Annotated in this window: 24 protein-coding genes and 1 tRNA gene; 7 read left to right on the plus strand and 18 right to left on the minus strand. The window is 70.9% G+C overall.

The window, feature by feature from the left end:
• The first annotated feature begins 7 nt into the window (after window positions 1–7).
• The 4 genes from ACIPTO_RS22475 to ACIPTO_RS22490 all read left to right on the plus strand — a co-directional run bounded on the left by ACIPTO_RS22475 (window position 8) and on the right by ACIPTO_RS22490 (window position 6193).
• Window positions 8–1510 (plus strand): glycosyltransferase, encoded by a 1503-nt coding sequence (locus tag ACIPTO_RS22475; protein ID WP_401194910.1) that lies wholly within the window; start codon window positions 8–10, stop codon window positions 1508–1510.
• Entirely contained in the window at window positions 1507–3753 is a 2247-nt protein-coding gene (locus tag ACIPTO_RS22480; RefSeq protein WP_401194913.1) for an ArnT family glycosyltransferase, read from the plus strand. Before ACIPTO_RS22475 ends, ACIPTO_RS22480 begins: the two co-directional genes overlap by 4 nt.
• 107 nt (window positions 3754–3860) lie before the next feature.
• Window positions 3861–5330 carry an MFS transporter gene (locus ACIPTO_RS22485; protein ID WP_401194916.1) on the plus strand — a complete coding sequence of 490 codons (1470 nt, stop codon included), beginning with the start codon at window positions 3861–3863 and terminating at the stop codon, window positions 5328–5330.
• Between the two features lie 92 nt (window positions 5331–5422).
• Window positions 5423–6193, plus strand: coding sequence for a TetR/AcrR family transcriptional regulator (locus ACIPTO_RS22490; protein WP_366318955.1), 771 nt, complete (start codon window positions 5423–5425; stop codon window positions 6191–6193).
• A 12-nt stretch (window positions 6194–6205) separates the two neighbouring features.
• Here ACIPTO_RS22490 and ACIPTO_RS22495 read toward each other — a convergent pair whose 3' ends face one another.
• From ACIPTO_RS22495 to ACIPTO_RS22510, 4 genes are all read right to left on the minus strand, one after another.
• Window positions 6206–6673, minus strand: coding sequence for a PPOX class F420-dependent oxidoreductase (locus ACIPTO_RS22495; RefSeq protein ID WP_366318957.1), 468 nt, complete (start codon window positions 6671–6673; stop codon window positions 6206–6208).
• A gap of 39 nt (window positions 6674–6712) precedes the next feature.
• Window positions 6713–7534 (minus strand): YceI family protein, encoded by an 822-nt coding sequence (locus ACIPTO_RS22500; protein ID WP_401194920.1) that lies wholly within the window; start codon window positions 7532–7534, stop codon window positions 6713–6715.
• Window positions 7535–7636: 102 nt separating this feature from the next.
• The gene (locus tag ACIPTO_RS22505) at window positions 7637–10171 is read right to left on the minus strand and encodes an MFS transporter (protein WP_401194923.1); all 2535 of its coding nucleotides are present in this window, start codon (window positions 10169–10171) and stop codon (window positions 7637–7639) included.
• Window positions 10172–10192: 21 nt separating this feature from the next.
• On the minus strand, window positions 10193–10717 hold the full coding sequence (locus ACIPTO_RS22510) for a MarR family winged helix-turn-helix transcriptional regulator (RefSeq protein ID WP_401195454.1): 525 nt from the start codon (window positions 10715–10717) through the stop codon (window positions 10193–10195).
• A 198-nt stretch (window positions 10718–10915) separates the two neighbouring features.
• Here ACIPTO_RS22510 and ACIPTO_RS22515 point away from each other — a divergent pair, with 198 nt between their 5' ends.
• Window positions 10916–11119 carry a hypothetical protein gene (locus ACIPTO_RS22515; protein WP_266770592.1) on the plus strand — a complete coding sequence of 68 codons (204 nt, stop codon included), beginning with the start codon at window positions 10916–10918 and terminating at the stop codon, window positions 11117–11119.
• Between the two features lie 19 nt (window positions 11120–11138).
• Here ACIPTO_RS22515 and ACIPTO_RS22520 read toward each other — a convergent pair whose 3' ends face one another.
• The 10 genes from ACIPTO_RS22520 to ACIPTO_RS22565 all read right to left on the minus strand — a co-directional run bounded on the left by ACIPTO_RS22520 (window position 11139) and on the right by ACIPTO_RS22565 (window position 16981).
• A complete protein-coding gene (locus tag ACIPTO_RS22520; RefSeq protein WP_401194926.1) occupies window positions 11139–11618 on the minus strand; it encodes a GNAT family N-acetyltransferase in 480 nt (159 codons plus the stop codon).
• A gap of 86 nt (window positions 11619–11704) precedes the next feature.
• Entirely contained in the window at window positions 11705–12433 is a 729-nt protein-coding gene (locus ACIPTO_RS22525; protein ID WP_401194928.1) for a hypothetical protein, read from the minus strand.
• A 50-nt stretch (window positions 12434–12483) separates the two neighbouring features.
• A complete protein-coding gene (locus ACIPTO_RS22530; protein WP_019073292.1) occupies window positions 12484–13374 on the minus strand; it encodes an RNA polymerase sigma factor SigF in 891 nt (296 codons plus the stop codon).
• A 286-nt stretch (window positions 13375–13660) separates the two neighbouring features.
• On the minus strand, window positions 13661–14509 hold the full coding sequence (locus ACIPTO_RS22535; protein WP_366318967.1) for an RNA polymerase sigma factor SigF: 849 nt from the start codon (window positions 14507–14509) through the stop codon (window positions 13661–13663).
• Between the two features lie 184 nt (window positions 14510–14693).
• Window positions 14694–14987: a Dabb family protein gene (locus ACIPTO_RS22540; protein ID WP_366318969.1), complete on the minus strand. Its 294-nt coding sequence runs from the start codon at window positions 14985–14987 to the stop codon at window positions 14694–14696.
• 25 nt (window positions 14988–15012) lie between these two features.
• A complete protein-coding gene (locus ACIPTO_RS22545) occupies window positions 15013–15189 on the minus strand; it encodes a hypothetical protein (protein WP_019054914.1) in 177 nt (58 codons plus the stop codon).
• A 123-nt stretch (window positions 15190–15312) separates the two neighbouring features.
• Window positions 15313–15397: transfer RNA gene (locus ACIPTO_RS22550), tRNA-Ser, on the minus strand.
• Window positions 15398–15464: 67 nt separating this feature from the next.
• The gene (gene tadA / locus ACIPTO_RS22555; RefSeq protein ID WP_401194932.1) at window positions 15465–15896 is read right to left on the minus strand and encodes a tRNA adenosine(34) deaminase TadA; all 432 of its coding nucleotides are present in this window, start codon (window positions 15894–15896) and stop codon (window positions 15465–15467) included.
• Between the two features lie 56 nt (window positions 15897–15952).
• The gene (locus ACIPTO_RS22560; protein ID WP_366319193.1) at window positions 15953–16495 is read right to left on the minus strand and encodes a hypothetical protein; all 543 of its coding nucleotides are present in this window, start codon (window positions 16493–16495) and stop codon (window positions 15953–15955) included.
• Between the two features lie 243 nt (window positions 16496–16738).
• Window positions 16739–16981, minus strand: a complete 243-nt coding sequence (locus ACIPTO_RS22565) for a hypothetical protein (protein WP_366318973.1) — start codon at window positions 16979–16981, stop codon at window positions 16739–16741.
• Window positions 16982–17109: 128 nt separating this feature from the next.
• On the opposite strand from ACIPTO_RS22565, the gene upp reads away from it, so the two are divergent.
• A complete protein-coding gene (upp, locus tag ACIPTO_RS22570; RefSeq protein WP_266770606.1) occupies window positions 17110–17745 on the plus strand; it encodes a uracil phosphoribosyltransferase in 636 nt (211 codons plus the stop codon).
• 151 nt (window positions 17746–17896) lie between these two features.
• Here the strand turns inward: upp and ACIPTO_RS22575 are convergent, their stop codons facing one another.
• Window positions 17897–18517 carry a LytR C-terminal domain-containing protein gene (locus tag ACIPTO_RS22575; protein ID WP_366319195.1) on the minus strand — a complete coding sequence of 207 codons (621 nt, stop codon included), beginning with the start codon at window positions 18515–18517 and terminating at the stop codon, window positions 17897–17899.
• A gap of 145 nt (window positions 18518–18662) precedes the next feature.
• Window positions 18663–18959, minus strand: a complete 297-nt coding sequence (locus ACIPTO_RS22580) for a type II toxin-antitoxin system VapB family antitoxin (RefSeq protein WP_003999914.1) — start codon at window positions 18957–18959, stop codon at window positions 18663–18665.
• Between the two features lie 105 nt (window positions 18960–19064).
• Here ACIPTO_RS22580 and ACIPTO_RS22585 point away from each other — a divergent pair, with 105 nt between their 5' ends.
• Window positions 19065–20594 (plus strand): helicase HerA-like domain-containing protein, encoded by a 1530-nt coding sequence (locus tag ACIPTO_RS22585; protein WP_366318975.1) that lies wholly within the window; start codon window positions 19065–19067, stop codon window positions 20592–20594.
• Between the two features lie 23 nt (window positions 20595–20617).
• On the opposite strand, the gene ACIPTO_RS22590 is transcribed toward ACIPTO_RS22585, so the two are convergent.
• Both ACIPTO_RS22590 and ACIPTO_RS22595 read right to left on the minus strand, forming a co-directional pair.
• Window positions 20618–20740: a hypothetical protein gene (locus ACIPTO_RS22590; protein ID WP_366318977.1), complete on the minus strand. Its 123-nt coding sequence runs from the start codon at window positions 20738–20740 to the stop codon at window positions 20618–20620.
• A gap of 51 nt (window positions 20741–20791) precedes the next feature.
• A complete protein-coding gene (locus tag ACIPTO_RS22595) occupies window positions 20792–21130 on the minus strand; it encodes a hypothetical protein (protein WP_401194938.1) in 339 nt (112 codons plus the stop codon).
• Window positions 21131–21166 lie beyond the last annotated feature (36 nt).

Genomic DNA, 21166 nt, shown 5'->3' on the forward strand with positions numbered 1-21166 from the left:
CGGTTCCATGCGAACCGACACTTCTCCCGGCACCTTGCCGGCGCGGGAGCACCTCCCGGCCGCGGACGCCGGTACGCCTGTCCTGGACGTAGTGATCCCCGTCTACAACGAGGAGAAGGACCTCCAGCCATGTGTGCTGAGACTGCACGAGCACCTCAAGCGCACGTTCCCGTACGCGTTCCGCATCACCATCGCGGACAACGCGTCGGTCGACACCACCCCTCAGGTGGCGGCGCGGCTGGAGTCGGAGATCCCGGAGGTGACCTCCTTCCGGCTGGAGCAGAAGGGGCGCGGCCGGGCGCTGCGCACCGTCTGGTCCGCCTCGGACGCCCCGATCCTCGCCTACATGGACGTCGACCTGTCCACCGACCTCAACGCGCTGCTGCCTCTGGTGGCGCCGCTGATCTCGGGTCACTCCGACCTGGCGATCGGTTCCCGGCTGGCCCGCTCGTCGCGGGTCGTGCGCGGCGCCAAGCGGGAGTTCATCAGCCGGACCTACAACCTGATCCTGCGCGGCTCGCTGCAGGCCCGCTTCTCGGACGCCCAGTGCGGGTTCAAGGCGATCCGGCGTGATGTGGCCCAGGCGCTGCTGCCGCTCGTCGAGGACACCGGCTGGTTCTTCGACACCGAGATGCTGGTGCTGGCCGAGCGTGCCGGACTGCGCATCCACGAGGTGCCGGTCGACTGGGTCGACGACCCGGACTCGACGGTCCACATCGTGAGGACGGCGACCGAGGACCTGAAGGGGGTGTGGCGGGTGGGCAAGGCCCTGGCCTCCGGTTCGCTGCCGCTCGACCGTGTCACGCGTCCCTTCGGCGACGACCCGCGCGACCGCGACATCCAGGACGTGCCCAAGGGGCTGGCCCGCCAGCTCGTCGGGTTCTGTGTGGTCGGCGGTCTCTCCACCCTCTTCTACCTGGTCCTCTACAGCCTCTTCCGGCAGTTCGGCGGCTCCCAGGTCGCCAACGCGCTGGCCCTGCTGGTGTCGGCGGTCGCCAACACCGCCGCCAACCGCCGGCTCACCTTCGGGGTCCGGGGCAAGGGCGGGGCCGTCCGCCATCAGGCGCAGGGCCTGGTCGTCTTCGCCATCGGCCTCGCGCTCACCAGCGGCTCCCTCGCCGCGCTGAACGCGGCCAGCAGCGACCCGGCGCACTCCACCGAACTCGCGGTCCTGGTGGCCGCCAACCTCGCCGCGACCGTGCTGCGCTTCCTGCTCTTCCGCGCCTGGGTGTTCCCGGACCGCGACGACAGCACCGAGGAACCGCCGCTCGCGGCTCTCGACTCCCCTTCGTCGCCGACGTACGCGACGGCACCGCAGTCCCCGCAGCACCCGCGGTACCCCGGTTCCTACGCCCCGCTGCCGCAGCGCCAGCCCCAGCAGGAGACGTACGACACCGCCTCCACCACCCAGTTCCGCGCCGGTGAAGCCGCGGACGGCACCTGGAGGGACGCGACGATGCGGTTGCAGCCGGTGCGTCCCCACGACACCGATCCGAGGAACTCCCGATGACCACCGACACCGATCAGACGACGTATCCGGGAGGAGGCAGCCCCTCGTCCTGGGGGCCGGCCACCGGTGACGGCGGCACCGGCGGAATGCCGGCCGCGACCGGACCGGGTGCCGGCGCGCACCCGCCGGCCCCGGGGGCCGGTGAGCCGAAGCAGCCGCTCGGCCGCCGCCTGTGGCGTGGCCGGCCCGAGGACCCGCGCTGGGCGCGCCCCGCGTTCTGGGGCATGCTGCTGGCCACGGGCCTGCTCTACCTCTACAACCTGAGCGCGTCCGGCTACTCGAACTCCTTCTACTCGGCGGCGGTCCAGGCCGGCAGCAAGAGCTGGAAGGCGTTCCTGTTCGGCTCGCTCGACGCGGGCAACGCGATCACCGTGGACAAGCCCTCGGCGTTCCTGTGGCCGATGGAGCTCTCGGTCCGCGTCTTCGGCCTCAACTCCTGGTCGATCCTGGTCCCCGAGGTCCTCATGGGCGTCGGGACGGTCGCGGTCGTCTACGCGGCGGTACGGCGCCGGCACAGCCCCCAGGCCGGTCTGATCGCGGGTGCCGTGCTGGCGCTCACCCCGGTCGCCGCGCTGATGTTCCGCTTCAACAACCCTGACGCGGCACTGGCGTTGCTGATGGCGACCGCCTGCTACCTCGTCGTCCGGGCCCTGGAGGACGGCCGGACGAAGTGGCTGGTCTGGGCCGGGGTGGCGATCGGCTTCGCGTTCCTCTCCAAGACCCTCCAGGCCTTCCTGATCCTGCCGCCGCTGGCCATCGTCTACGCGGTGTGCGCACCGGTGGGCGTGAAGAAGAGGCTCGCCCAACTGGGCCTGGCCACCGGCGCGTTGGTCGTGGCGGCCGGTTGGTGGGTGGCGCTCGTCGAGCTGTGGCCGGCGTCCTCGCGCCCGTACATCGGCGGCTCGCAGAACAACAGCTTCCTTGAACTGACCTTCGGCTACAACGGGTTCGGCCGGCTCAGCGGCGACGAGACCGGCAGCGTCGGCGGCGGAGGCGGCGGCACGGGCACCGGCATGTGGGGTGCCACCGGCTGGAACCGTATGTTCAACGACGAGATCGGCAGCCAGATCTCCTGGCTGCTGCCCACCGCGCTGATCCTCCTCGTGGCCGGCCTGGTGGCCACGCGCAAGCTCAACCGCACGTCGGTCAGGCGCAGTTCGATGCTCGTGTGGGGCGGCTCGCTGGTGACGACCCTGGTCGTCTTCAGCTACATGGCCGGCATCTTCCACCAGTACTACACGATCGCGCTGGCCCCCTACATCGCGGCCGTGATCGGCATCGGCGCGGGCTCCCTCTGGGAGAAGCGCGGCGAGATCTGGGCGTCGATCACCCTCGCGGCGGCGGTGGTCGCGGCGGGCGTGTGGGGCTACGCCCTCCTCAACCGCACCCCCGACTACCTGCCCTGGCTGAAGTGGCTGGTCCTCATCGGCTCGCTCGCCGGTGCGCTCGGCCTGATCTTCGTGGCGAGGATCGGCCGTCAACTCGCCCTCGCGGCGGTCGGCCTGAGCATCGTGGCGGGCCTGGCGGGCCCCACGGCGTACACGCTGTCCACCGTCGACTCCGCCCACACCGGCTCGATTCCGACGGCCGGTCCGGCCGGCGCGAGCATGATGGGCGGCGGTCCGGGTGGTGGCGGCGGTCGCGGTGGCTTCGGCGGTGGCAACCGCACCGGCGGCATGGGCACGATGCCCGGCCAGCAGGGCGGCGGCACGACCCAGAACCAGGGCGGCGGCTTCCCCGGCGGCGGCACGATGCCCGGCGGTGGCACGGGCGGCGGCACCATGCCCGGCGGCGGTACCGGCACCCAGCGGCAGGGCGGCGGCTTCGGCGGCGGGACGGGCGGCGAGGGCGGCATGGGCGGCGGCGGTGGCGTCGGCGGCCTGCTCAATGGCGCGACGGTCACCTCGGCGGCCAAGAAGCTGCTCCAGACGGACGCGGACAACTACACCTGGGTCGCCGCGTCCATCGGCTCCCAGAACGCCGCGAGCTACCAACTCGCCACCGGCGACCCGGTGATGGCCATCGGCGGCTTCAACGGCACCGACCCGTCGCCGACGCTGGCCCAGTTCAAGAAGTACGTGGCGGACGGAAAGATCCACTACTTCATCTCGGGCGGCACCGGCATGGGCGGCAGCAGCACCGGCACGTCCTCGCAGATCTCCTCGTGGGTCGAGAAGAACTACAAGAAGGTGACGGTCGGTTCGGCCACCTTCTACGACCTGACGCAGAAGACGAGCAGCTGACGGCGGCCTGACAAGGAGAGGGGCGGTGACCACCCGGTCACCGCCCCTCTCCTTGTCCGCCACAACTCCGTTGTACGCCGTACAAGAACTGTTCTACGGTGTACGGCATGTCGACCTCCCCCACCCTCCAGGGCCACTCCCGGCGCTGGATCGTCCTCGGGGTCATCTGCCTCGCCCAGCTGACCGTGCTGCTCGACAACACCGTGCTGAACGTGGCGATCCCCTCGCTCACCCGCGAACTCGGCGCGAGCACCGCGGACATCCAGTGGATGATCAACGCGTACTCGCTGGTGCAGTCCGGCCTCCTGCTCACCGCGGGCAGCGCGGCCGACCGGTACGGCCGCAAGAAGATGCTGATCGCGGGCCTCGTGCTGTTCGGCGCGGGCTCGCTGATCGCCGGACTTGCCCAGTCCACCGGGCAGTTGATCGCCGCGCGGGCCGGGATGGGGGTCGGCGGGGCGCTGCTCATCACGACCACCCTCGCCGTCGTGATGCAGATCTTCACCCCCGAGGAACAGCCGCGCGCGATCGGCATCTGGGCCGCGGTCAACGCCCTCGGCTTCGCGACGGGCCCGCTCCTCGGCGGCTTCATGCTGAACCACTTCTGGTGGGGCGCGATCTTCCTGATCAACCTGCCGGTCGCGGCGCTGGCGCTGGTGGCGGCCACAGTCCTGGTCCCCGAGTCCAGGAACCCGCGCGGCGACCGCCCCGACCTCCTGGGCGCCCTGCTCTCCACGGTCGGCATGGCGGCGCTGGTCTACGCGATCATCTCCGGTCCGGCACACGGCTGGACGTCGGGCCGGGTGCTGCTCACGGCGGCGGTGGCCGTCGTGGTGCTGGCCGCGTTCGCGTACTGGGAGAACCGTGTCCCGTACCCCATGCTCGACCTCGACTTCTTCCGCGACCGCCGGTTCACCGGCGCGGTGACCGGGGTCGTGCTGATCACCTTCGGCATGGCGGGCTCGCTGTTCCTCCTCACCCAGCACCTGCAGTTCGTCCTGGGCTACGGCCCGTTGGAGGCGGGTGTGCGCACGGCGCCGCTCGCGCTGGCGATCGTCGCGCTCAACTTCTCGGGGCTCGCGGCGAAGTGGACGGCGAGGCTCGGCGCTCCGGCGGCCATCGCGCTGGGCATGGTGCTGATGTCGGCGGGACTGGTGTCCGTCGCGGTGCTCGCGACCGGAGGCTACGCGGGGACGCTGTGGGGGCTGGTGCTGATCGGGACCGGGGCGGCGCTGGCCAATCCGGCGATGGCTCACGCGATCATGAGTGCGATTCCTCCGGAGAAGGCGGGGGTGGGGGCCGGGGTCAACGGGACGCTGGGCGAGTTCGGGAACGGTCTGGGGGTCGCGGTGCTGGGGGCGGTGCTGAGTTCCCGGTTCGCCGCGGTGTCACTGCCCGTGGGGCTGGCGGCGGCGACGTCGGCGGAGGAACGGCGGAGGGTGACCGACTCGTTCTCCGCCGGCCTGGAACTGAGCCAACTGGTCGGGGCCGCCGCAGTGTTGACCGGGGGGTTGCTCGCGGCGGCGTTGTTGTGGCGGGCGGAGCGGGCAGACTCGGGGGTGGCGGTCGCTCAGTAGGGTCCGCGGGAGCGTTGTGGCTGGTCGCGCAGTGCCTCGCGCCCCTGGGCAGGAACAGCCGGCCGGGATTTCGTAGGTGAGGAAGGTGTGTTGTGGCCAAGACATCGCCGTCGTCGGGGCGTTCCGGTCGTACGAGTGTCTGGCTGGACCGCAAGGCGCCTCGAAGCGGCCGGGGCGGGGGGCAGCCGGGGCTCGACCGCACGCGGATCACCGAGGTCACCGTGCGGCTGCTGGACGCGGAGGGCCTGGCCAAGTTCTCCATGCGGAGGCTGGCCGCCGAGCTGAACGTGACGGCGATGTCGGTCTACTGGTACGTGGACAGCAAGGACGACCTCCTCGAACTCGCCCTGGACGCCGTCTTCGGAGAGCTGCGGCTGCCCGAACCGGAGGCCGGGGACGAGGACTGGCGGGAGCAACTGCGCACGCTGGCGACGGAGTACCGGGCCCTGCTGGTACGGCACGCCTGGCTGTCGCCGCTGGCCGGGACGTTCCTGAACATCGGCCCGAACTCGCTGTCGTTCTCGCGCGTCGTCCAGCGGGTGGTCCGCCGCACCGGCCTGCCGGACCACGGGCTGACCGGTGCGATCGTCGCCGTCTTCCAGTTCGTGTACGGCTACGGCACGATCGAGGGCCATTTCTTCGCCCGCGTGGCCGACACCGGCATGACCCCCGACGACTACTTCCGCCACGCCATGACGACGGTGACCGAGGCCCCCACCGCCGCCGAGGTCCTCGCCGAGTCCCGTCAGCTCATGGCGGCCCGGGGCGGCGACACGGTCGCGGAGATGATGGACCGGGACTTCACCTTCGCCCTGGACCTGCTGGTGGCGGGCATCGAGGCGATGGTCGAGCGGGAGAAATAGCCCGGCACCGCCTCAGCCCTCGACGAGCCGCGCCGGAAAACCGCCGGTGGCCACGGGCCCCCACCGCTCGGGAGTGACCCGCACGATCGACTTCCCCTGCTTCAGCATCGCCGCGCGGTACTCGTCCCAGTCCGGATGCTCCCCGGAGATGTTCCGGAAGTACTCGACGAGGGGTTCCACGGAGTCGGGGGAGTCGATGACCTCGGCCGTGCCGTCGACCTGGACCCACGGCCCGTTCCAGTCGTCGCTCAGGACGATCAGGCTGACCCGAGGGTCACGCTTCGCGTTGCGGGTCTTGGCCCGCTCGGGGTACGTGGAGACGACGATCCGCCCGGAGTCGTCGACCCCGCAGGTCAGCGGTGACCCCTGCGGGCTCCCGTCCGCCCGCCGGGTCAGCAGGATCGCCCGGTGCCGGGGCCGTACGAAGTCGAGCAGATCGTCCAGGGACACGGAGGTGTTGCTCGCGATGTTCGGTGCCATACGGATCAGCCTAGGCGCAGCCGGCCCCCGGGCGCCCGGTCAGGCCTCCGGCAACGACTCCCCCTGCACCGCCTGCACGTCCAGCTCGACCTTCAGGGTCGTACCGATCGCCGCGATCCCCGCCTGCACGACCTGGTTGTAGTTCATCGCGAAGTCCTCCCGGTGCAGCTCCGTGGTGGCCCGGAACGCGGCCCGCGTGCCGCCCCAGGGATCGGCCCCGGTACCGAGGTAGGCGAGGTCGAGCGCGACCGGCCGTACGACACCGTGGAGGGTCAGCTCGCCGGAGACCGTCCAGCGGTCGGAACCGGCCGGGGCGAGACCCGTCGAGCGGTAGGTGATCTCCGGGAAGCGGGCCACGTCCAGGAAGTCCGCCGAGCGCAGGTGGTCGTCGCGCATGCCGTTGCCGGTGTCGATGGACGCGGCTCGGATGACCGCCTCCACACGGGACTTGGCGATGTCGTCCGGCGCGATCTCGACCGTGGCGGCGAAGTCGGTGAACCGGCCGCGCACGCTGGAGATCCCCAGGTGCTGGGCGACCGCGCCGACCGTGGAGTGCGCGGGGTCGACGGTCCACGGGCCGGGCGGCGGCAGCTCCGTACCGCCCTGCCGGGCCAGCGTCACCGTGCCGACCTCGGCCCGCCCGCTCGCGGTGACGATCGCGGTGGCGGCGGCGGGCGCGTACCCGACGGCCGTCACGATCACGGTGTACGGCCCGGGCGCCAGCGGATTCACGTCCCGCACGGCCCCCTCCACGTCCGCCTCGGCCCGCAGCACCTGCGCGCCGGTCATGTCGGTCACCGTGACGACCGCGTGCGACACGGCCCATCCGTCGCGGGTGCGGATCTTCGCGGTCAGTCCCATGTCCTTCTAACTCCTTGCCGTACGGCCGAGATTCGGCACGAATGAGACCGGCCCGCGGAACACGCCCCCGCTCGGGACGCGTTCCGCGGGCCGGGGTGTCACCTACTCGCCGGGGTGCGCGAGTTCGATGTCGTGGCCGTCCGCCCCGCCGCCGTTCAGCGTGAGGGCGGTCGCGACCGGCGGGTAGCCCGTCGCGATCACCGTGTAGTCGCCGCCGCTCAGGTCGGTGAAGGCGTACGCCCCGTCCGTCCCGGTGGTGGCGCTGCCGACCACGTTGCCCGCCGCGTCCACGAGGGTCACGCGGGCGTCGGCCAGGGGGCCGTGCGGGGCGCGGACGACACCCTGGACCTGGGCGCCGGAGTCGAGGTCGATCTCGACCCGGGTGACGCCGGTGCCGCCGACCTCGACGGGCAGGGCGCGCGGCCGGTACCCGGCGGCGTTCACCGCGACGGTCACGGCACCCGGCACCAGTTCGGTGAAGGCGAACTCGCCCTGCTCACCGGTGGTTCCGGTGGAGAGCAGGTCACCGCGCACGTCCGTCACGATGACCATCGCGTCCTTGACGGGCAGGCCCGTCCCGGCGGCCCGGACGAGTCCGTTCAGACCGCTGGTGCCGCTCAGGAGCACGTCGTAGGAGACCGGCTCGTGGCCGTTCACGACGACCGTGGACGCCTGCGGCTGGAAGCCGTCGGCGGAGGCGATCAGGACGTACGAGCCGACGCTCGGCGCGTCCAGCGCGTAGGAGCCGTCCGCCTGCGTGACCGAGCGGCCCAGCTGGCGTCCCCCGAGTGAGATCAGGGTGACGGCGGCCTGCGGGACGGGCGCGCTCTCGGCGCCGCGGATGTGGCCCCGGACGGGGATCCCGCCCGAGACGGGCGTGGACTCGGATGCGGTCACAGGTGCGGTCTCCTCCCTGGCCGTCGTGGCTGCGGCGGCGAACTGCCGTGTGTCCTCGTGGCCGGTCTGCGGGTCGGAAGCGTCGGACGGGCTCGGGACGTTCTCGCCGGCCGGGGCGGACGCCTGCGCGGGCAGGTCCTCCGCCGCCGCCTGCGCCAGCGCTCCCTTGGTCCGCAGCGGGACCTCCTTGATGAAGAGCGTGACGAGGAAGGCGATCAGTGCCATCGGCGCGGCGATCAGGAAGACGTCCGCGATGCCGTGGCCGTACGCGCTCTCCATCACCGTGCGCAGCGGTCCGGGCAGGCTGTTCATGTCCGGGATGCTGCTGGAGCTCGAACCGGCCGCCGCCGCCGCGTACTTGGGGTCGAGGGTGGCGATGCCGTCCTTGGCGTAGTCGGTGATCCGCGTGGCCATGACCGCACCGAGGGCGGAGACGCCGACCGCACCGCCCAGCGAGCGGAAGAACGTCACCGTGGAGCTGGCCGAGCCGAGGTCGGACGGCGCCACCTGGTTCTGCGTGGACAGCACCAGGTTCTGCATCATCATGCCGACGCCGAGGCCGAGCAGCGCCATGAAGACCGCGACGTGCCAGTAGGGCGTGTCGTAGCGGATCGTGCCGAGCAGCCCCAGGCCCGCGGTGAGCAGTACACCGCCGGTGAGCAGCCAGATCTTCCACTTGCCGGTCTTGGTGATGAACTGGCCGGAGACCGTCGACGCGATGAACAGACCGCCGATCATCGGGATGGTCATCACGCCCGACATCGTCGGGGACTTGTCGCGGGCCAGCTGGAAGTACTGGCTGAAGAAGACCGTGCCGGTGAACATCGCGACGCCGACGAAGAGCGAGGCGAGGGAGGAGAGGGTGATCGTGCGGTTGCGGAACAGCCGCAGCGGGATGATCGGCTCCGAGGCCTTCGACTCGACCAGCACGAACAGCAGCCCGAGGGCGATCGAGCCGCCGACCATGGTGTACGTCTGCCACGACAGCCAGTCGTACTTGTCACCGGCGAAGGTGACCCAGACCAGCAGCAGCGAGACCGCGGCGGAGATGAAGAACGCGCCGCCCCAGTCGACCTTCACGTCCCGCTTCACGGTGGGCAGGTGCAGGGTCTTCTGCAGCACGATCAGCGCGATGACCGCGAACGGCACACCGACGTAGAAGCACCAGCGCCAGCCGAGCCACGAGGTGTCGGTGATGACACCGCCGAGCAGCGGGCCGCCGACGGTGGCGACGGCGAAGGTGGCGCCGAGGTAGCCGGAGTACCGGCCGCGCTCGCGCGGGGAGATCATCGCCGCCATGACGATCTGCGCCAGGGCGGACAGACCGCCGACGCCGATGCCCTGGAAGACGCGGCAGGCGATCAGCATGCCGGCGTTCTGGGAGAGCCCGGCGGCGGCCGAGCCCAGGACGTAGATGACCAGGGCTATCTGTACGAGCGCCTTCTTGCTGTACAGGTCGGAGAGCTTGCCCCACAGGGGGGTGGTGGCGGTCATGGCCAGCAGCGAGGCCGTGACGACCCAGGTGTAGGCGGACTGGCCGCCGCCCAGGTCGCCGATGATGTGCGGCAGGGCGTTGGTGACGATCGTCGACGACAGGATCGCCACGAACATGCCGAGCAGCAGTCCGGAGAGGGCCTCCATGATCTGCCGGTGTGTCATGGGTGCGCCGTCGGGGGCCGCGGGGGATCCCCCTCCGTGCTTGGCGTGAGCCCGCACACCGGCTGGTGTGGTCGTTGCCATGGGCTTCCTTTTCTTCCGTGCTTATGCGGGTGTACGGGTGGTGTGTTCGAGTTCGTGGTGGGGGGAGTGGGGGGTGTCGGCCACGACGGGCGGCCGGGTGGGCGGGGGCTGTGCGGTCCGGCAGTCGCCGAAACTCGCCCGCAGCCGGGCCATCAGCCGGATCAGCTGGCCGATCTCCTCGTCGCTCCAGTCGTTCAGCCGGTCGGCGAACAACTGGGCGGTCCGACCGACCAGTTCGTCCACCTGGGCCCGGCCGCCGGGGGTGAGGCGCAGGATGCGGGAGCGCTTGTCGGCGGGGTCGGGGGACCGTTCGATCCAGCCCCGGTCGACGACGTGCGCGACATGGCGGCTGGTCACGGACATGTCGACGGAGAGCAGCTCCGCGAGCTTGCTCATGCGCATGTCGCCGTGCCGGTCGAGCAGGGTCAGCACGGCCGCGGAGCCGGCGGGGCAGTCGGACGGCATGATCCGTCCCAACTCCCTGCGTACGGCGCCGAAGGCACTGAACTGACGCATCAGCTCCTCGTACTGCGTCCGCCCGGCCATCACACCTCCCATGTTCGGTTGCTTAGGGCAACCATAAGAGCGTAAGAGAGGTTGGTTGCTACAGGCAAATAAAATGGCCGGGTGTGGCATAAAAAGTTGGCAAAGGCAAGCATTTCTGAACGTAAACCCGCAGGTGGCAAAGGCTGTCCGAGGCCCCGCACTTGGGTGTCACCGGCGGATTCGCTAGTGTCTCGGCCCATGGCAAACACCCAGGGCCCCGAGGGCAACTACGACCCCGCCGGCAGCACCCAGATGTTCCGTGCCTTCGTCGACGAGACTCCACAGGGCAGCCGCCAGCAGGCCGCGCCCACGGCCTCGGCCGGACCCCGCGTCGGCCTGATCGTCGGCGTCGTCGTCGCCGTGCTCGTCGTGGCGGCGGTGGCCTACCTGGCCTTCATGTAGCACCGGGCCTGCCTGGCCCTCATGCGACACCGGGCGCTTCGCCCGACGCGACGGTCTGCCGGTCGGACTCCACGGAGAACCGGTGGACCGTCGACTCCCGGCGGCGGAAGCCGAGCCGTTCGTACAGCCGGTTCGCCGCCGTGCGGTCGGGGCGTGAGGTGAGGTCGACGGTGCGGGCGCCGGCCTCCCCGGCGATGCGCAGGGCCTCGTTCGTCAGCAGCGCGGCGATCCCCCGTCCCCTGGCCGCGCCGTCGACGACCACGTCCTCGATCCGTCCGCGCAGTCCGGACGGCACCGGGAACAGCACCAGGGTGAGGGTTCCGACGATCGTGCCCTCGGCGCGTGCCATCAGCACGGTGTTCGCCGCGCACGCGAGAATCCGCCCGGCCGCCGCCCGGTCCAGCGGCTCCGCCGTCGAGGACAGCTGCGGCACCAACCGGCCGAACGCGGCGACGAGTTCGTCGGTCGCCTCGCGCGCGACCTCTACGTGAACGTCCATGCCGGGAGCCTATCGAGCGCGCTTCCGGCAGGGTGTTCCGTGGCGTGCGGGGCGCTCGGCCGGGCGTGCCGCGCCGCCGGTGGTCTTCAGTCCCACCGCACCGACACGTCCCGGGTCTCGATGTGCATTCCCAGCGGCACCCGCCACGCTTCCACGCACACCGTCCAGGTGCCGTTCTTGTGCTCGTCCGCCGCGATGGGGGCGGGGAGTCGCTCCGTGGACTCGATCGTGGCCCAGTCGATCCCCAGCGCCCCGATGATGTGCGTCCCCAGTGTCACCGTGCCCGAACGCACCACCGTGCCGCCGGAGTTGCGGAAGGCCAGGGTGACGTCCTCGCACCAGCGCTTGTCCGTGGCCTTGCGGGAGGGGGCGCCCCAGGTGAGGGCGGCGGGCGTGGGAGGTGCCTTCGTGGGGGCGGGAGTTGGGGCCGAGGACGGTGAATGCGCGCTGCCGTGGCCCGAGTTGACGGGCGACGACGGCGACGACGGTGATCGGGGCGACGAACGCGACGAGGGCGGCGTGAGCCCCGGAGCGGACCCCGGGGTGGACTCCTGCGTGGACTCCTGCGTGGATGTGGAGCCCGGGGCCGAAGTGCCGTTGGTCGCGGAGGAGTTCGGGGTGTCCAGTGGGACCAGCGTGACGCTGCCGGTCGGGCGGGTCGCCGGGGCCGAGGAGGGCCGGGGCGGGCCAACCGCCGCGTAGCCGTCGCCCTTGGTGCCTCCGCAGCCCGCGAGGAGGACGGTCAGGCAGGCGACGGCCGCCGACGCACCCCAGGAGGCGCCTCGGCGGCCACGTGTCCAGGTCGCGCGGAGCATCGCGCCATGGTGGCTGACACTCCGTCAAATAGGAACCCTCGGTACCGGGTTCAGTCGGAGATGAGACCCTCGCGCAGGGTGGACAGGGTGCGCGTGAGGAGCCGGGAGACGTGCATCTGGGAGATGCCGACCTCCTCGCCGATCTGCGACTGGGTCATGTTGGCGAAGAAGCGCAGCATGATGATCCGGCGCTCACGGGGCGGCAGCTTGGCGAGCAGCGGCTTCAGCGACTCGCGGTACTCCACGCCTTCCAGGGCCGTGTCCTCGTAGCCGAGGCGGTCCGCCAGCGAGCCCTCGCCGCCGTCGTCCTCGGGGGCCGGGGAGTCGAGCGAGGACGCCGTGTACGCGTTGCCCACCGCGAGGCCGTCGACGACGTCCTCCTCGGACACGCCCAGCACCGCGGCGAGTTCGGGGACGGTCGGCGAACGGTCCAGCTTCTGGGACAGCTCGTCGCTGGCCTTCGTGAGGGCCAGCCGCAGCTCCTGGAGGCGGCGCGGGACGCGCACCGACCAGGACGTGTCGCGGAAGAAGCGCTTGATCTCGCCCACGACGGTCGGCATCGCGAACGTCGGGAACTCCACCCCGCGTTCGCAGTCGAACCGGTCGATCGCCTTGATCAGGCCGATGGTGCCGACCTGGACGATGTCCTCCATCGGCTCGTTGCGGGAGCGGAAACGCGCGGCGGCGTACCGGACCAGCGGGAGGTTCAGCTCGATGAGGGTGTCCCGCACGTAACCGCGCTCGGGGCTGTTCTCGTCGAGTGCGGCGAGCCGCAGGAAGAGGGAGCGGGACAGGGTGCGGGTGTCGATGGCTCCCGTGGTCGGGAGGGCCGGGGCCGGTACGGCGGGTACGGCCTCGAGGACCGTAACGGCGTCGAGTGCGGGCTCAGCCTCGCTCTTGGTGAGCGTGAGCACCTTCGAGCTGCCCTGGTCTGCGGACATGCCACCCCCTTTGGGTCGCGGGACGGTCGCGGCGATCGCCCCCGTCTGGGGAGCGGTGCCTTCACCTGAATACCGGAGCCGGGGCCACGGCAAACGCGCTTCCCGCAGAATGCCACATGTCGGCAACACGCTGTAGTGACATGTCGACATGTCTGTGACGAATCAGCGCTGGAAAACAGGGGTCTGAGGGTTTTTCAGCGCAGAAATGTCGGGAAATAGTCGTCTGGGCGATTCGTTCGTACCGGTGACAGCTCGCTCGGGCTTTCGAGCGCGGCCCGAGGGGGCGTCAAGCCTCGATGCGGTTGGCGGAGCGGAGCCGCTGGAAGCTGCGTGCGAGGAGCCGGGAGACGTGCATCTGGGAGACGCCGAGCTCGGCGCTGATCTGCGACTGGGTGAGGTTGCTGTAGTAGCGCAGCAGGAGGATCCGCTGTTCCCGCTCGGGGAGTTGGACCAGGAGATGGCGGACCAGGTCGCGGTGTTCCACGCCGTCCAGGGCCGGGTCCTCGTAGCCGAGCCGGTCGAGCAGCCCGGGCAGTCCGTCGCCCTCCTGGGCGGCCTCCAGCGAGGTCGCGTGGTACGACCGGCCGGCCTCGATGCAGGACAGCACCTCGTCCTCGCCGATCCGCAGCCGCTCGGCGATCTCGGCGGTGGTGGGGGTGCGCCCGAAGGCGGTCGTCAGATCCTCGGTCGCGGCGTTGACCTGCACCCACAACTCGTGGAGCCGGCGCGGGACATGGACCGTGCGGACGTTGTCGCGGAAGTACCGCTTGATCTCGCCGACGACGGTCGGCATCGCGAACGTCGGGAACTGCACGCCCCGGTCCGGGTCGAAGCGGTCGATGGCGTTGATCAGACCGATGGTGCCGACCTGGACGACGTCCTCCATCGGCTCGTTGCGGGAGCGGAAGCGGGCGGCCGCGTAGCGCACGAGCGGGAGATTCGCCTCGATGAGCGCCCCGCGCACGCGGTTGTGCTCCGGCGTGCCCGGCTGGAGTCCCTTGAGCTGGCCGAAGAGCACCTGGGTGAGGGCCCGGGTGTCGGCGCCCCGACTGCGGGGCGGAGCGGCCGGCGCCGGGGTCTGGGCGGGTGCCTCTTCCTGGGGCGGCGCTGTACTGGCCGACACGGTCAACGCCACACCTCTTCAATAGGTCAACTCATCCGTCAAAAGCGGTCATAGCATCACAAGACATGTGCACTGTGTGCAAGCACCGCCTAATACCGTGTTATGCCGTGTTGAGCAACAAAAGCCCCTTGCCGTCACGGCAAGGGGCTGTAGGGAGGCGGCTCTCCGGGAGCTTCCGGAAGCTCCCGGAGAGCGCTCAGAATTCGTAGTCGGCGACGACCCAGGTGGCGAACTCGCGCCACAGCGCGACGCCCGCCTGGTGCGCGGGGTGCTCGATGTACCGCTTCAGGGCGGCGGGGTCGTCGACCGCCGAGTTGATCGCGAAGTCGTACGCGATCGGGCGGTCGCTGATGTTCCAGCCCAGCTCCCAGAAGCGCAGGTCGTCGATCAGGTCGCCGAGCGGGCGGAAGGCCTCCACGCCCGCCACCACGCGCGGGTCGTCGCGCCCGACACCCTCGTTGAGCTTGAAGAGGACGAGGTGGCGGATCATCTGCGCGCTCCCGCTGGGTAGTTGGCTACTGTGCCCCGTCGGCCAGCCAGGTCATGAAGTCGCCGATGGCCTTCGCGGCGTCCGATATGCCCTCGAAGCCTATCTGGACGTAGTCGGCCGCCTTGGACGGGTCGGTGATGATCACGTACAGCGCGAAGACCACGAGCAAATAGACGGCGATCTTCTTCGCGTTCACCGCCATCGCGGCCTCCCCTGTGAATCCGTGCCCGTGGGCCCCCTGTTGCCGGCGGCGAGTGTAACCTTCGCGGCCCTCGAATGGATCAACGCACGAAGGGCCCCGTCTTTCGACGGGGCCCTTCAGAAGCGGTAGCGGAGGGATTTGAACCCTCGGTGACTTGCGCCACACTCGCTTTCGAGGCGAGCTCCTTCGGCCGCTCGGACACGCTACCGAGAGAGACCTTACAACAAGGTGGGGCGTGGTTTGAAATCGGTATCCGGGACCCGCGGCCGGCCCTCCTACCGGTCGCGGAAGAACTCCGTGAGCAGGAGCGCGCATTCGTCCCCGAGGACGTCCCCGATCACCTCGGGACGGTGGTTGAGGCGCCGGTCGCGGACCACGTCGAAGAGCGAGCCGGCCGCGCCCGCCTTCTCGTCGCGGGCGCCGTAGACGACCCGCTCCACCCGGGACTGCACCAGCGCGCCCGCGCACATCGTGCAGGGTTCGAGGGTGACCACGAGGGTGCAGCCGGACAGCCGCCACTCCCCGAGGAGAGCGGCGGCCCGTCTGATCGCGAGGACCTCGGCGTGCGCCGTCGGATCGCCGGTGGCCTCGCGTTCGTTGTGCCCGGTGGCGAGCACGGTCGTACCGTCCGGGGACAGCACGACCGCGCCGACCGGGACGTCACCGCCCCGGGCGGCGGCTCCGGCCGCGTCCAGGGCGAGCCGCATCGCGGCCCGCCAGCGGTCGCGTACCGGGTCCCAGGGCCCTCCTGTGCGTGCTGTGGTCAGCGGACGGTCTCCAGGACCTCCGAGGCCCCCAGGGCCTCGGCGATGGAGCTGAGCGCGTCGTCGGCGTCGAGGAGCCGCAACTCCTTCTCGCCGACGCCCAGATCGTCCAGGATCTGCGCGTCACCGACGGGGCTGTGCGGAACGGCCTCGGCCGAGGTGCCGTCCTCGTCGTCGTCCCCGTCGTCCTGTTCCGGATCACCGTCCTCGGTGCCGTCGAGGTCGAGCGAGTCCAGATCGACGTCGTCGTCGGCGTCCGGATCCCGTCCGAGCAGCTCGTCGGTGAGCAGGATCTCGCCGTACGAGCTGCGTGCGGCGGCAGCTGCGTCCGAGACATAGATCCGAGGGTCGTCCTCGCCGTCGATGCGGACGACGCCGAACCAGGCGTCCTCCTGCTCGATGAGCACCAGCACCGTGTCGTCCTCGGGCGAGGCTTCACGGGCCAGTTCGGCCAGATCCGACAGGCTCTCGACATCGTCGAGCTCTGTGTCGCTCGCTTCCCACCCGTCTTCGGTGCGCGCGAGCAGTGCGGCGAAGTACACCGTGACTCTCCCACTGGTCATAGGTGTGCCGGTTGGGGGTCCCCCCGGCGGAGGCTGCGGGCGGGGAGAGCTCGTGCTCCGAGCCCCACCCACTCGGAATCGTGGCAGAAACAAGGCGATCAGGGGACGTCTTCGGCTCCCTGTGTCCGCTCGTTTTGATCGACCACCAGCGGGATCGTACGCGGCGATCGCCTTGCGTACGCACTCGGTTGGCCTGACAAGTCGCTGTGAGACAGGCCTCAACTACCAGCGGAACGTGCGCATACGCATGGCGTGGCGCAGTCGCGCGGTCTTGGCGCGGCGGGGCTGGACCCGGTCGCGCAGCTCTCGGGCCTCGGTCAGCTCGCGCAGGAACTGGGCCCGGCGCCGCCTGCGCTCGGCCTCGGTCTCCCGGCTCGTGTCCCGGTCGGGACCCAGCCGGGTGCCCCGGTCCTGCTCCCGGCTCTTCGACTGCGACGGGTCCCGGCGGGACTCACGGTCAGGCATCGGTTCACCACCCCGTTCCGTCCCTCCCACTTTCCCCCGGACGGGCGGTTTGATGCCACCGCGGGCCGGATCGGGGCCGGTGGGAGCGCGGACCGCGGCAGCCGCGGGGCCCGGCTACTGTTGTGGACATGCGTCTCCACGTCGTCGACCACCCCCTGGTCGCCCACAAGCTCACCACGCTGCGCGACCGGCGCACCGACTCCGCGACCTTCCGCAGGCTCGCCGACGAGCTGGTCACCCTGCTCGCCTACGAGGCCACGCGCGACGTGCGCACCGAACAGGTCGACATCGTCACGCCGGTCTCCCCGACCACCGGCGTCAAGCTGTCCTACCCGCGCCCGCTGGTCGTGCCGATCCTGCGGGCCGGTCTCGGCATGCTGGACGGCATGGTCCGGCTGCTGCCGACCGCCGAGGTGGGCTTCATGGGCATGGTGCGCGACGAGGAGACGCTCCAGGCGTCCACGTACGCCACGCGCATGCCGGAGGACCTCTCGGGCCGCCAGGTGTACGTCCTGGACCCGATGCTGGCCACCGGCGGCACCCTGGTCGCCGCGATCCGCGAGCTGATCAAGCGCGGTGCCGACGACGTGACGGCCGTGGTCCTGCTCGCCGCCCCCGAGGGCGTCGAGGTCATGGAACGCGACCTGGCGGGCACCCCGGTGACCGTCGTGACGGCCTCGGTCGACGAGCGCCTGAACGAGCACGGCTACATCGTCCCGGGCCTGGGCGACGCGGGCGACCGCCTCTACGGCGCGGCCGAGTAGGCCTGCCCCACCTGACACCTGACACCTGACACCCGGCCCCCGATTCCCGTAAAGCTCTTACCCGACGGACGGGGATCGGGTGCCGGGTGCTGTCGTAGGACCGCGTACTACGGCGTACCAAGGCCGCTCGCGCACCGCGGTTTCCGTGCGGCTACGAGCACGCCTTCGGGGACGCGCTCGGCGTCGGGGCGGGGTCCGTCAGCGCTGCCAGGGCCTTGTCGGCGGCGTCCTTCGCGGTGAGGTTCTTGAAGGCGGTGCCGATGACGAGGTCGACCGCGGTGCCCTTGCGGGTGGCCTCGGTGCGGCGCTCGGCGCCGGTGAGCTGGGTGGCGAGGACGGGCAGCGAGGTGTCGAGGGCGGAGGCGGGGCCGAGCAGGACGCCGGTGCCCTTGACCTTCTTGTCCCACTGCGCGGACGCGTTGCCCACGTCGCCGATCTTGAAGCCGCGCTTCTTGAGTTCGTCGGCGGTCGACTTGGCGAGGCCGCTGCGGGGCGTGGCGTTGTAGACGTTCACCGTGATCTGGGCCGGCTTCGGCACGGCGGCGTCGGTGGTGGGCGAGGGGCTCGCCTTGGAGGCGCACGCGGCCTTGGAACCGGCTGCCGCCGCCTGCTTGCCGCCACCGGTGAAGACGTCGATGAGCTGCAGTGTGCCCCACCCGCCCACACCCAGTACGGCGACGGAGGCGACCACCATGAGGACGAGCCGTCCGCGGCGCCGCGGACGGCGCATGCGCGGGTATTTGTCCCCCGTGATCCGGTACTGGCCGCCCATGCCTGGGGGAGTCAGCATGCTCATGAGCGCAGCGTAGTGCGCCGGGGCGGCGATGCCTACTAGATGATCATTCGACAGCGCCGAGACCAACCCGAAAGGGCGAACGGATGACCGGAAGGCAGCCGTCCGGCGCTTGGGGCAGGGCCTAGTCCAGCTCCAGGACGCGGGCGTGGAGCACCTGGCGCTGCTGGAGCGCGGCGCGGACCGCCCGGTGCAGGCCGTCCTCCAGGTACAGGTCGCCCTGCCACTTCACGACGTGCGCGAAGAGGTCGCCGTAGAAGGTCGAGTCCTCGGCGAGGAGTGTTTCCAGGTCGAGCTGGCCCTTGGTCGTCACGAGCTGATCGAGGCGGACCGGGCGCGGCGCGACATCCGCCCACTGCCGGGTGCTCTCCCGGCCGTGGTCGGGGTATGGCCGGCCGTTTCCGATGCGCTTGAAGATCACACGGAAAGCCTACCGGTCATGACGTTCCGGGCGCAGCCATGGAGACGGAGTGCGACGCTGGAAAAGATGCCGTAAAGCCGGGCAAAACGGGAACAGGGGCCTGATATGAGTGACAGCGAGACGATCGCCGCCGGGTACGCCTTCACAGGACCTGCACTCGACCTGGGCGCCCTGTTGTGGGACGGGGCCTGTCTGCCCGACGCGCAGATCCGCATCCCCCTCCCGATGCTCAACCGCCACGGCCTCGTCGCGGGCGCCACCGGCACCGGCAAGACCAAGACCCTCCAGCTCGTCGCCGAGCAGCTCTCGGCGCAGGGCGTGCCCGTGTTCCTCGCGGACGTGAAGGGCGATGTGTCCGGCATCTCGGCGCCCGGCACGGCGAACGACAAGGTCGCGGGCCGGGCCGCCGAGGTCGGGCAGCAGTGGACGGCGACCGGGTTCCCGGCCGAGTTCTACGCCCTCGGCGGCATCGGCCACGGCATCCCGGTGCGGGCCACGATCACCGGGTTCGGCCCGGTCCTGCTCTCCAAGGTCCTCCAGCTCAACCAGACCCAGGAGCAGTCCCTCGGCCTGATCTTCCACTACGCCGACACCAAGGGCCTCGAACTGATCGACCTCAAGGACCTGCGGGCCGTCGTCGCCTTCCTGACCTCGGACGAGGGCAAGCCGGAGCTGAAGAACATCGGCGGCCTGTCCACCGCCACGGCCGGGGTGATCCTGCGCTCCCTCACCGCCTTCGAGGCGCAGGGCATGGCCGACTTCTTCGGTGAGCCGGAGTTCGACACGAGCGAGCTGCTGCGCACGGCGACGGACGGCCGGGGTGTGGTCTCCGTCCTCGAACTCCCCGCCGTCCAGGACCGACCGCAGCTCTTCTCGACCTTCCTGATGTGGCTGCTGGCGGACCTCTTCCACGACCTCCCCGAGGTCGGCGACGCCGAGAAACCCAAGCTCGTCTTCTTCTTCGACGAGGCGCATCTGCTCTTCAACGACGCCTCCAAGGCGTTCCTGGACTCCATCACGCAGACCGTCCGCCTCATTCGCTCGAAAGGGGTCGGCGTCTTCTTCGTGACCCAGACCCCCAAGGACGTGCCCGGCGACGTCCTCGCCCAGCTCGGCAACCGCGTCCAGCACGCCCTGCGCGCCTTCACCCCGGACGACCAGAAGGCGCTGAAGGCGACGGTGAAGACCTTCCCGAACTCCCCCTACGACCTGGAGGAGACCCTGACGGGCCTGGGCACGGGGGAGGCGGTCGTCACGGTCCTCAGCGAGAACGGCGCCCCGACGCCGGTCGCCGTCACCCGTCTCCGCGCCCCCGAGTCCCTGATGGGCCCGATCGACGCGGCGGCCCTGGACGGCGCGGTCAAGTCCTCGCCCCTGTACGGCCGTTACGCACAGGCTGTGGACCGCGAGTCGGCGTACGAGAAGCTGACGGCGGCGCAGGCGCAGGCGGTCCCGGAGCCGCCGAAGGACGCCAGGCCGGCCAAGCAGGCCGCCAGGCCGGCCAAGGAGGACGAGTCGATGGTCCAACAGGTGGTCGGCAGTGGGATGTTCAAGTCCCTGGCGCGTTCGGTCGGCACCCAGATCGGCCGTGAGATCACCCGCTCGCTGTTCGGCACGGCCCGGCGGAAGCGGTAGCCCCCGCCGGGCCGTACGACGGCTCAGCGCGACCGTTCCTCCGGGGGCCGCTGCGGCTCGGGTCGGCGGGGTTCCGGCTTGGGCGCGTTGCGGACGGCCTCGGCGCGCAGCAGGGCGCGCAGGACCGCGTACGGGTCGACGGGCATGGCTGTGTTCCTAGCGTCGTGGTGACGGTTGACCTGGGCGGGGCCGGTCCGTCAGCAGCGCAGGACCACGGTGCGCAGGGCGCGGAGGGGGTACGGCGGCGAGGGCGGCGCGGGCAGGGACCGCGCCCGGGGTGCCCGGGACGCCGGGGCGGGCGCGGGCCGCGGGGCCGCGGTGGGCCGGTGGACGGCGAGGGCGCCGACGGGCCGCAGGGCCGCCGCCGTGTCGAGGACGTCATACTCGACGGTCGTCTCCGCGGAGGTCGGCGCGGCCGGTGTCGCACGGAGTTCGGCGTGGGTGCCGGGCACCAGCAGGGCGAGGAGCAGCACGAGGGCCCGCAGCCAGGCGCGGCTGCGGGCGAGGCGGTGTGCGGGGCGCACCCTCGTGCTCATGGAAGGTCATCTCCCAGCGGCCGTGCGGTGTTCATC

The sequence above is a fragment of the Streptomyces sp. NPDC090083 genome, from assembly GCF_044747445.1.
Classification (GTDB): domain Bacteria; phylum Actinomycetota; class Actinomycetes; order Streptomycetales; family Streptomycetaceae; genus Streptomyces.

Coding starts and splice junctions, on each gene's coding strand:
- ACIPTO_RS22475 (WP_401194910.1), top strand. CDS start 8: ATGCGAACCGACACTTCTCCCGGCACCTTGCCGGCGCGGGAGCACCTC.
- ACIPTO_RS22480 (WP_401194913.1), top strand. CDS start 1,507: ATGACCACCGACACCGATCAGACGACGTATCCGGGAGGAGGCAGCCCC.
- ACIPTO_RS22485 (WP_401194916.1), top strand. CDS start 3,861: ATGTCGACCTCCCCCACCCTCCAGGGCCACTCCCGGCGCTGGATCGTC.
- ACIPTO_RS22495 (WP_366318957.1), bottom strand. CDS start 6,673: ATGGCACCGAACATCGCGAGCAACACCTCCGTGTCCCTGGACGATCTG.
- ACIPTO_RS22500 (WP_401194920.1), bottom strand. CDS start 7,534: ATGGGACTGACCGCGAAGATCCGCACCCGCGACGGATGGGCCGTGTCG.
- ACIPTO_RS22505 (WP_401194923.1), bottom strand. CDS start 10,171: ATGGCAACGACCACACCAGCCGGTGTGCGGGCTCACGCCAAGCACGGA.
- ACIPTO_RS22510 (WP_401195454.1), bottom strand. CDS start 10,717: ATGGCCGGGCGGACGCAGTACGAGGAGCTGATGCGTCAGTTCAGTGCC.
- ACIPTO_RS22515 (WP_266770592.1), top strand. CDS start 10,916: ATGGCAAACACCCAGGGCCCCGAGGGCAACTACGACCCCGCCGGCAGC.
- ACIPTO_RS22520 (WP_401194926.1), bottom strand. CDS start 11,618: ATGGACGTTCACGTAGAGGTCGCGCGCGAGGCGACCGACGAACTCGTC.
- ACIPTO_RS22525 (WP_401194928.1), bottom strand. CDS start 12,433: ATGCTCCGCGCGACCTGGACACGTGGCCGCCGAGGCGCCTCCTGGGGT.
- ACIPTO_RS22530 (WP_019073292.1), bottom strand. CDS start 13,374: ATGTCCGCAGACCAGGGCAGCTCGAAGGTGCTCACGCTCACCAAGAGC.
- ACIPTO_RS22540 (WP_366318969.1), bottom strand. CDS start 14,987: ATGATCCGCCACCTCGTCCTCTTCAAGCTCAACGAGGGTGTCGGGCGC.
- ACIPTO_RS22545 (WP_019054914.1), bottom strand. CDS start 15,189: ATGGCGGTGAACGCGAAGAAGATCGCCGTCTATTTGCTCGTGGTCTTC.
- tadA (WP_401194932.1), bottom strand. CDS start 15,896: ATGCGGCTCGCCCTGGACGCGGCCGGAGCCGCCGCCCGGGGCGGTGAC.
- ACIPTO_RS22565 (WP_366318973.1), bottom strand. CDS start 16,981: ATGCCTGACCGTGAGTCCCGCCGGGACCCGTCGCAGTCGAAGAGCCGG.
- upp (WP_266770606.1), top strand. CDS start 17,110: ATGCGTCTCCACGTCGTCGACCACCCCCTGGTCGCCCACAAGCTCACC.
- ACIPTO_RS22575 (WP_366319195.1), bottom strand. CDS start 18,517: ATGGGCGGCCAGTACCGGATCACGGGGGACAAATACCCGCGCATGCGC.
- ACIPTO_RS22585 (WP_366318975.1), top strand. CDS start 19,065: ATGAGTGACAGCGAGACGATCGCCGCCGGGTACGCCTTCACAGGACCT.
- ACIPTO_RS22590 (WP_366318977.1), bottom strand. CDS start 20,740: ATGCCCGTCGACCCGTACGCGGTCCTGCGCGCCCTGCTGCGCGCCGAG.
- ACIPTO_RS22595 (WP_401194938.1), bottom strand. CDS start 21,130: ATGAGCACGAGGGTGCGCCCCGCACACCGCCTCGCCCGCAGCCGCGCC.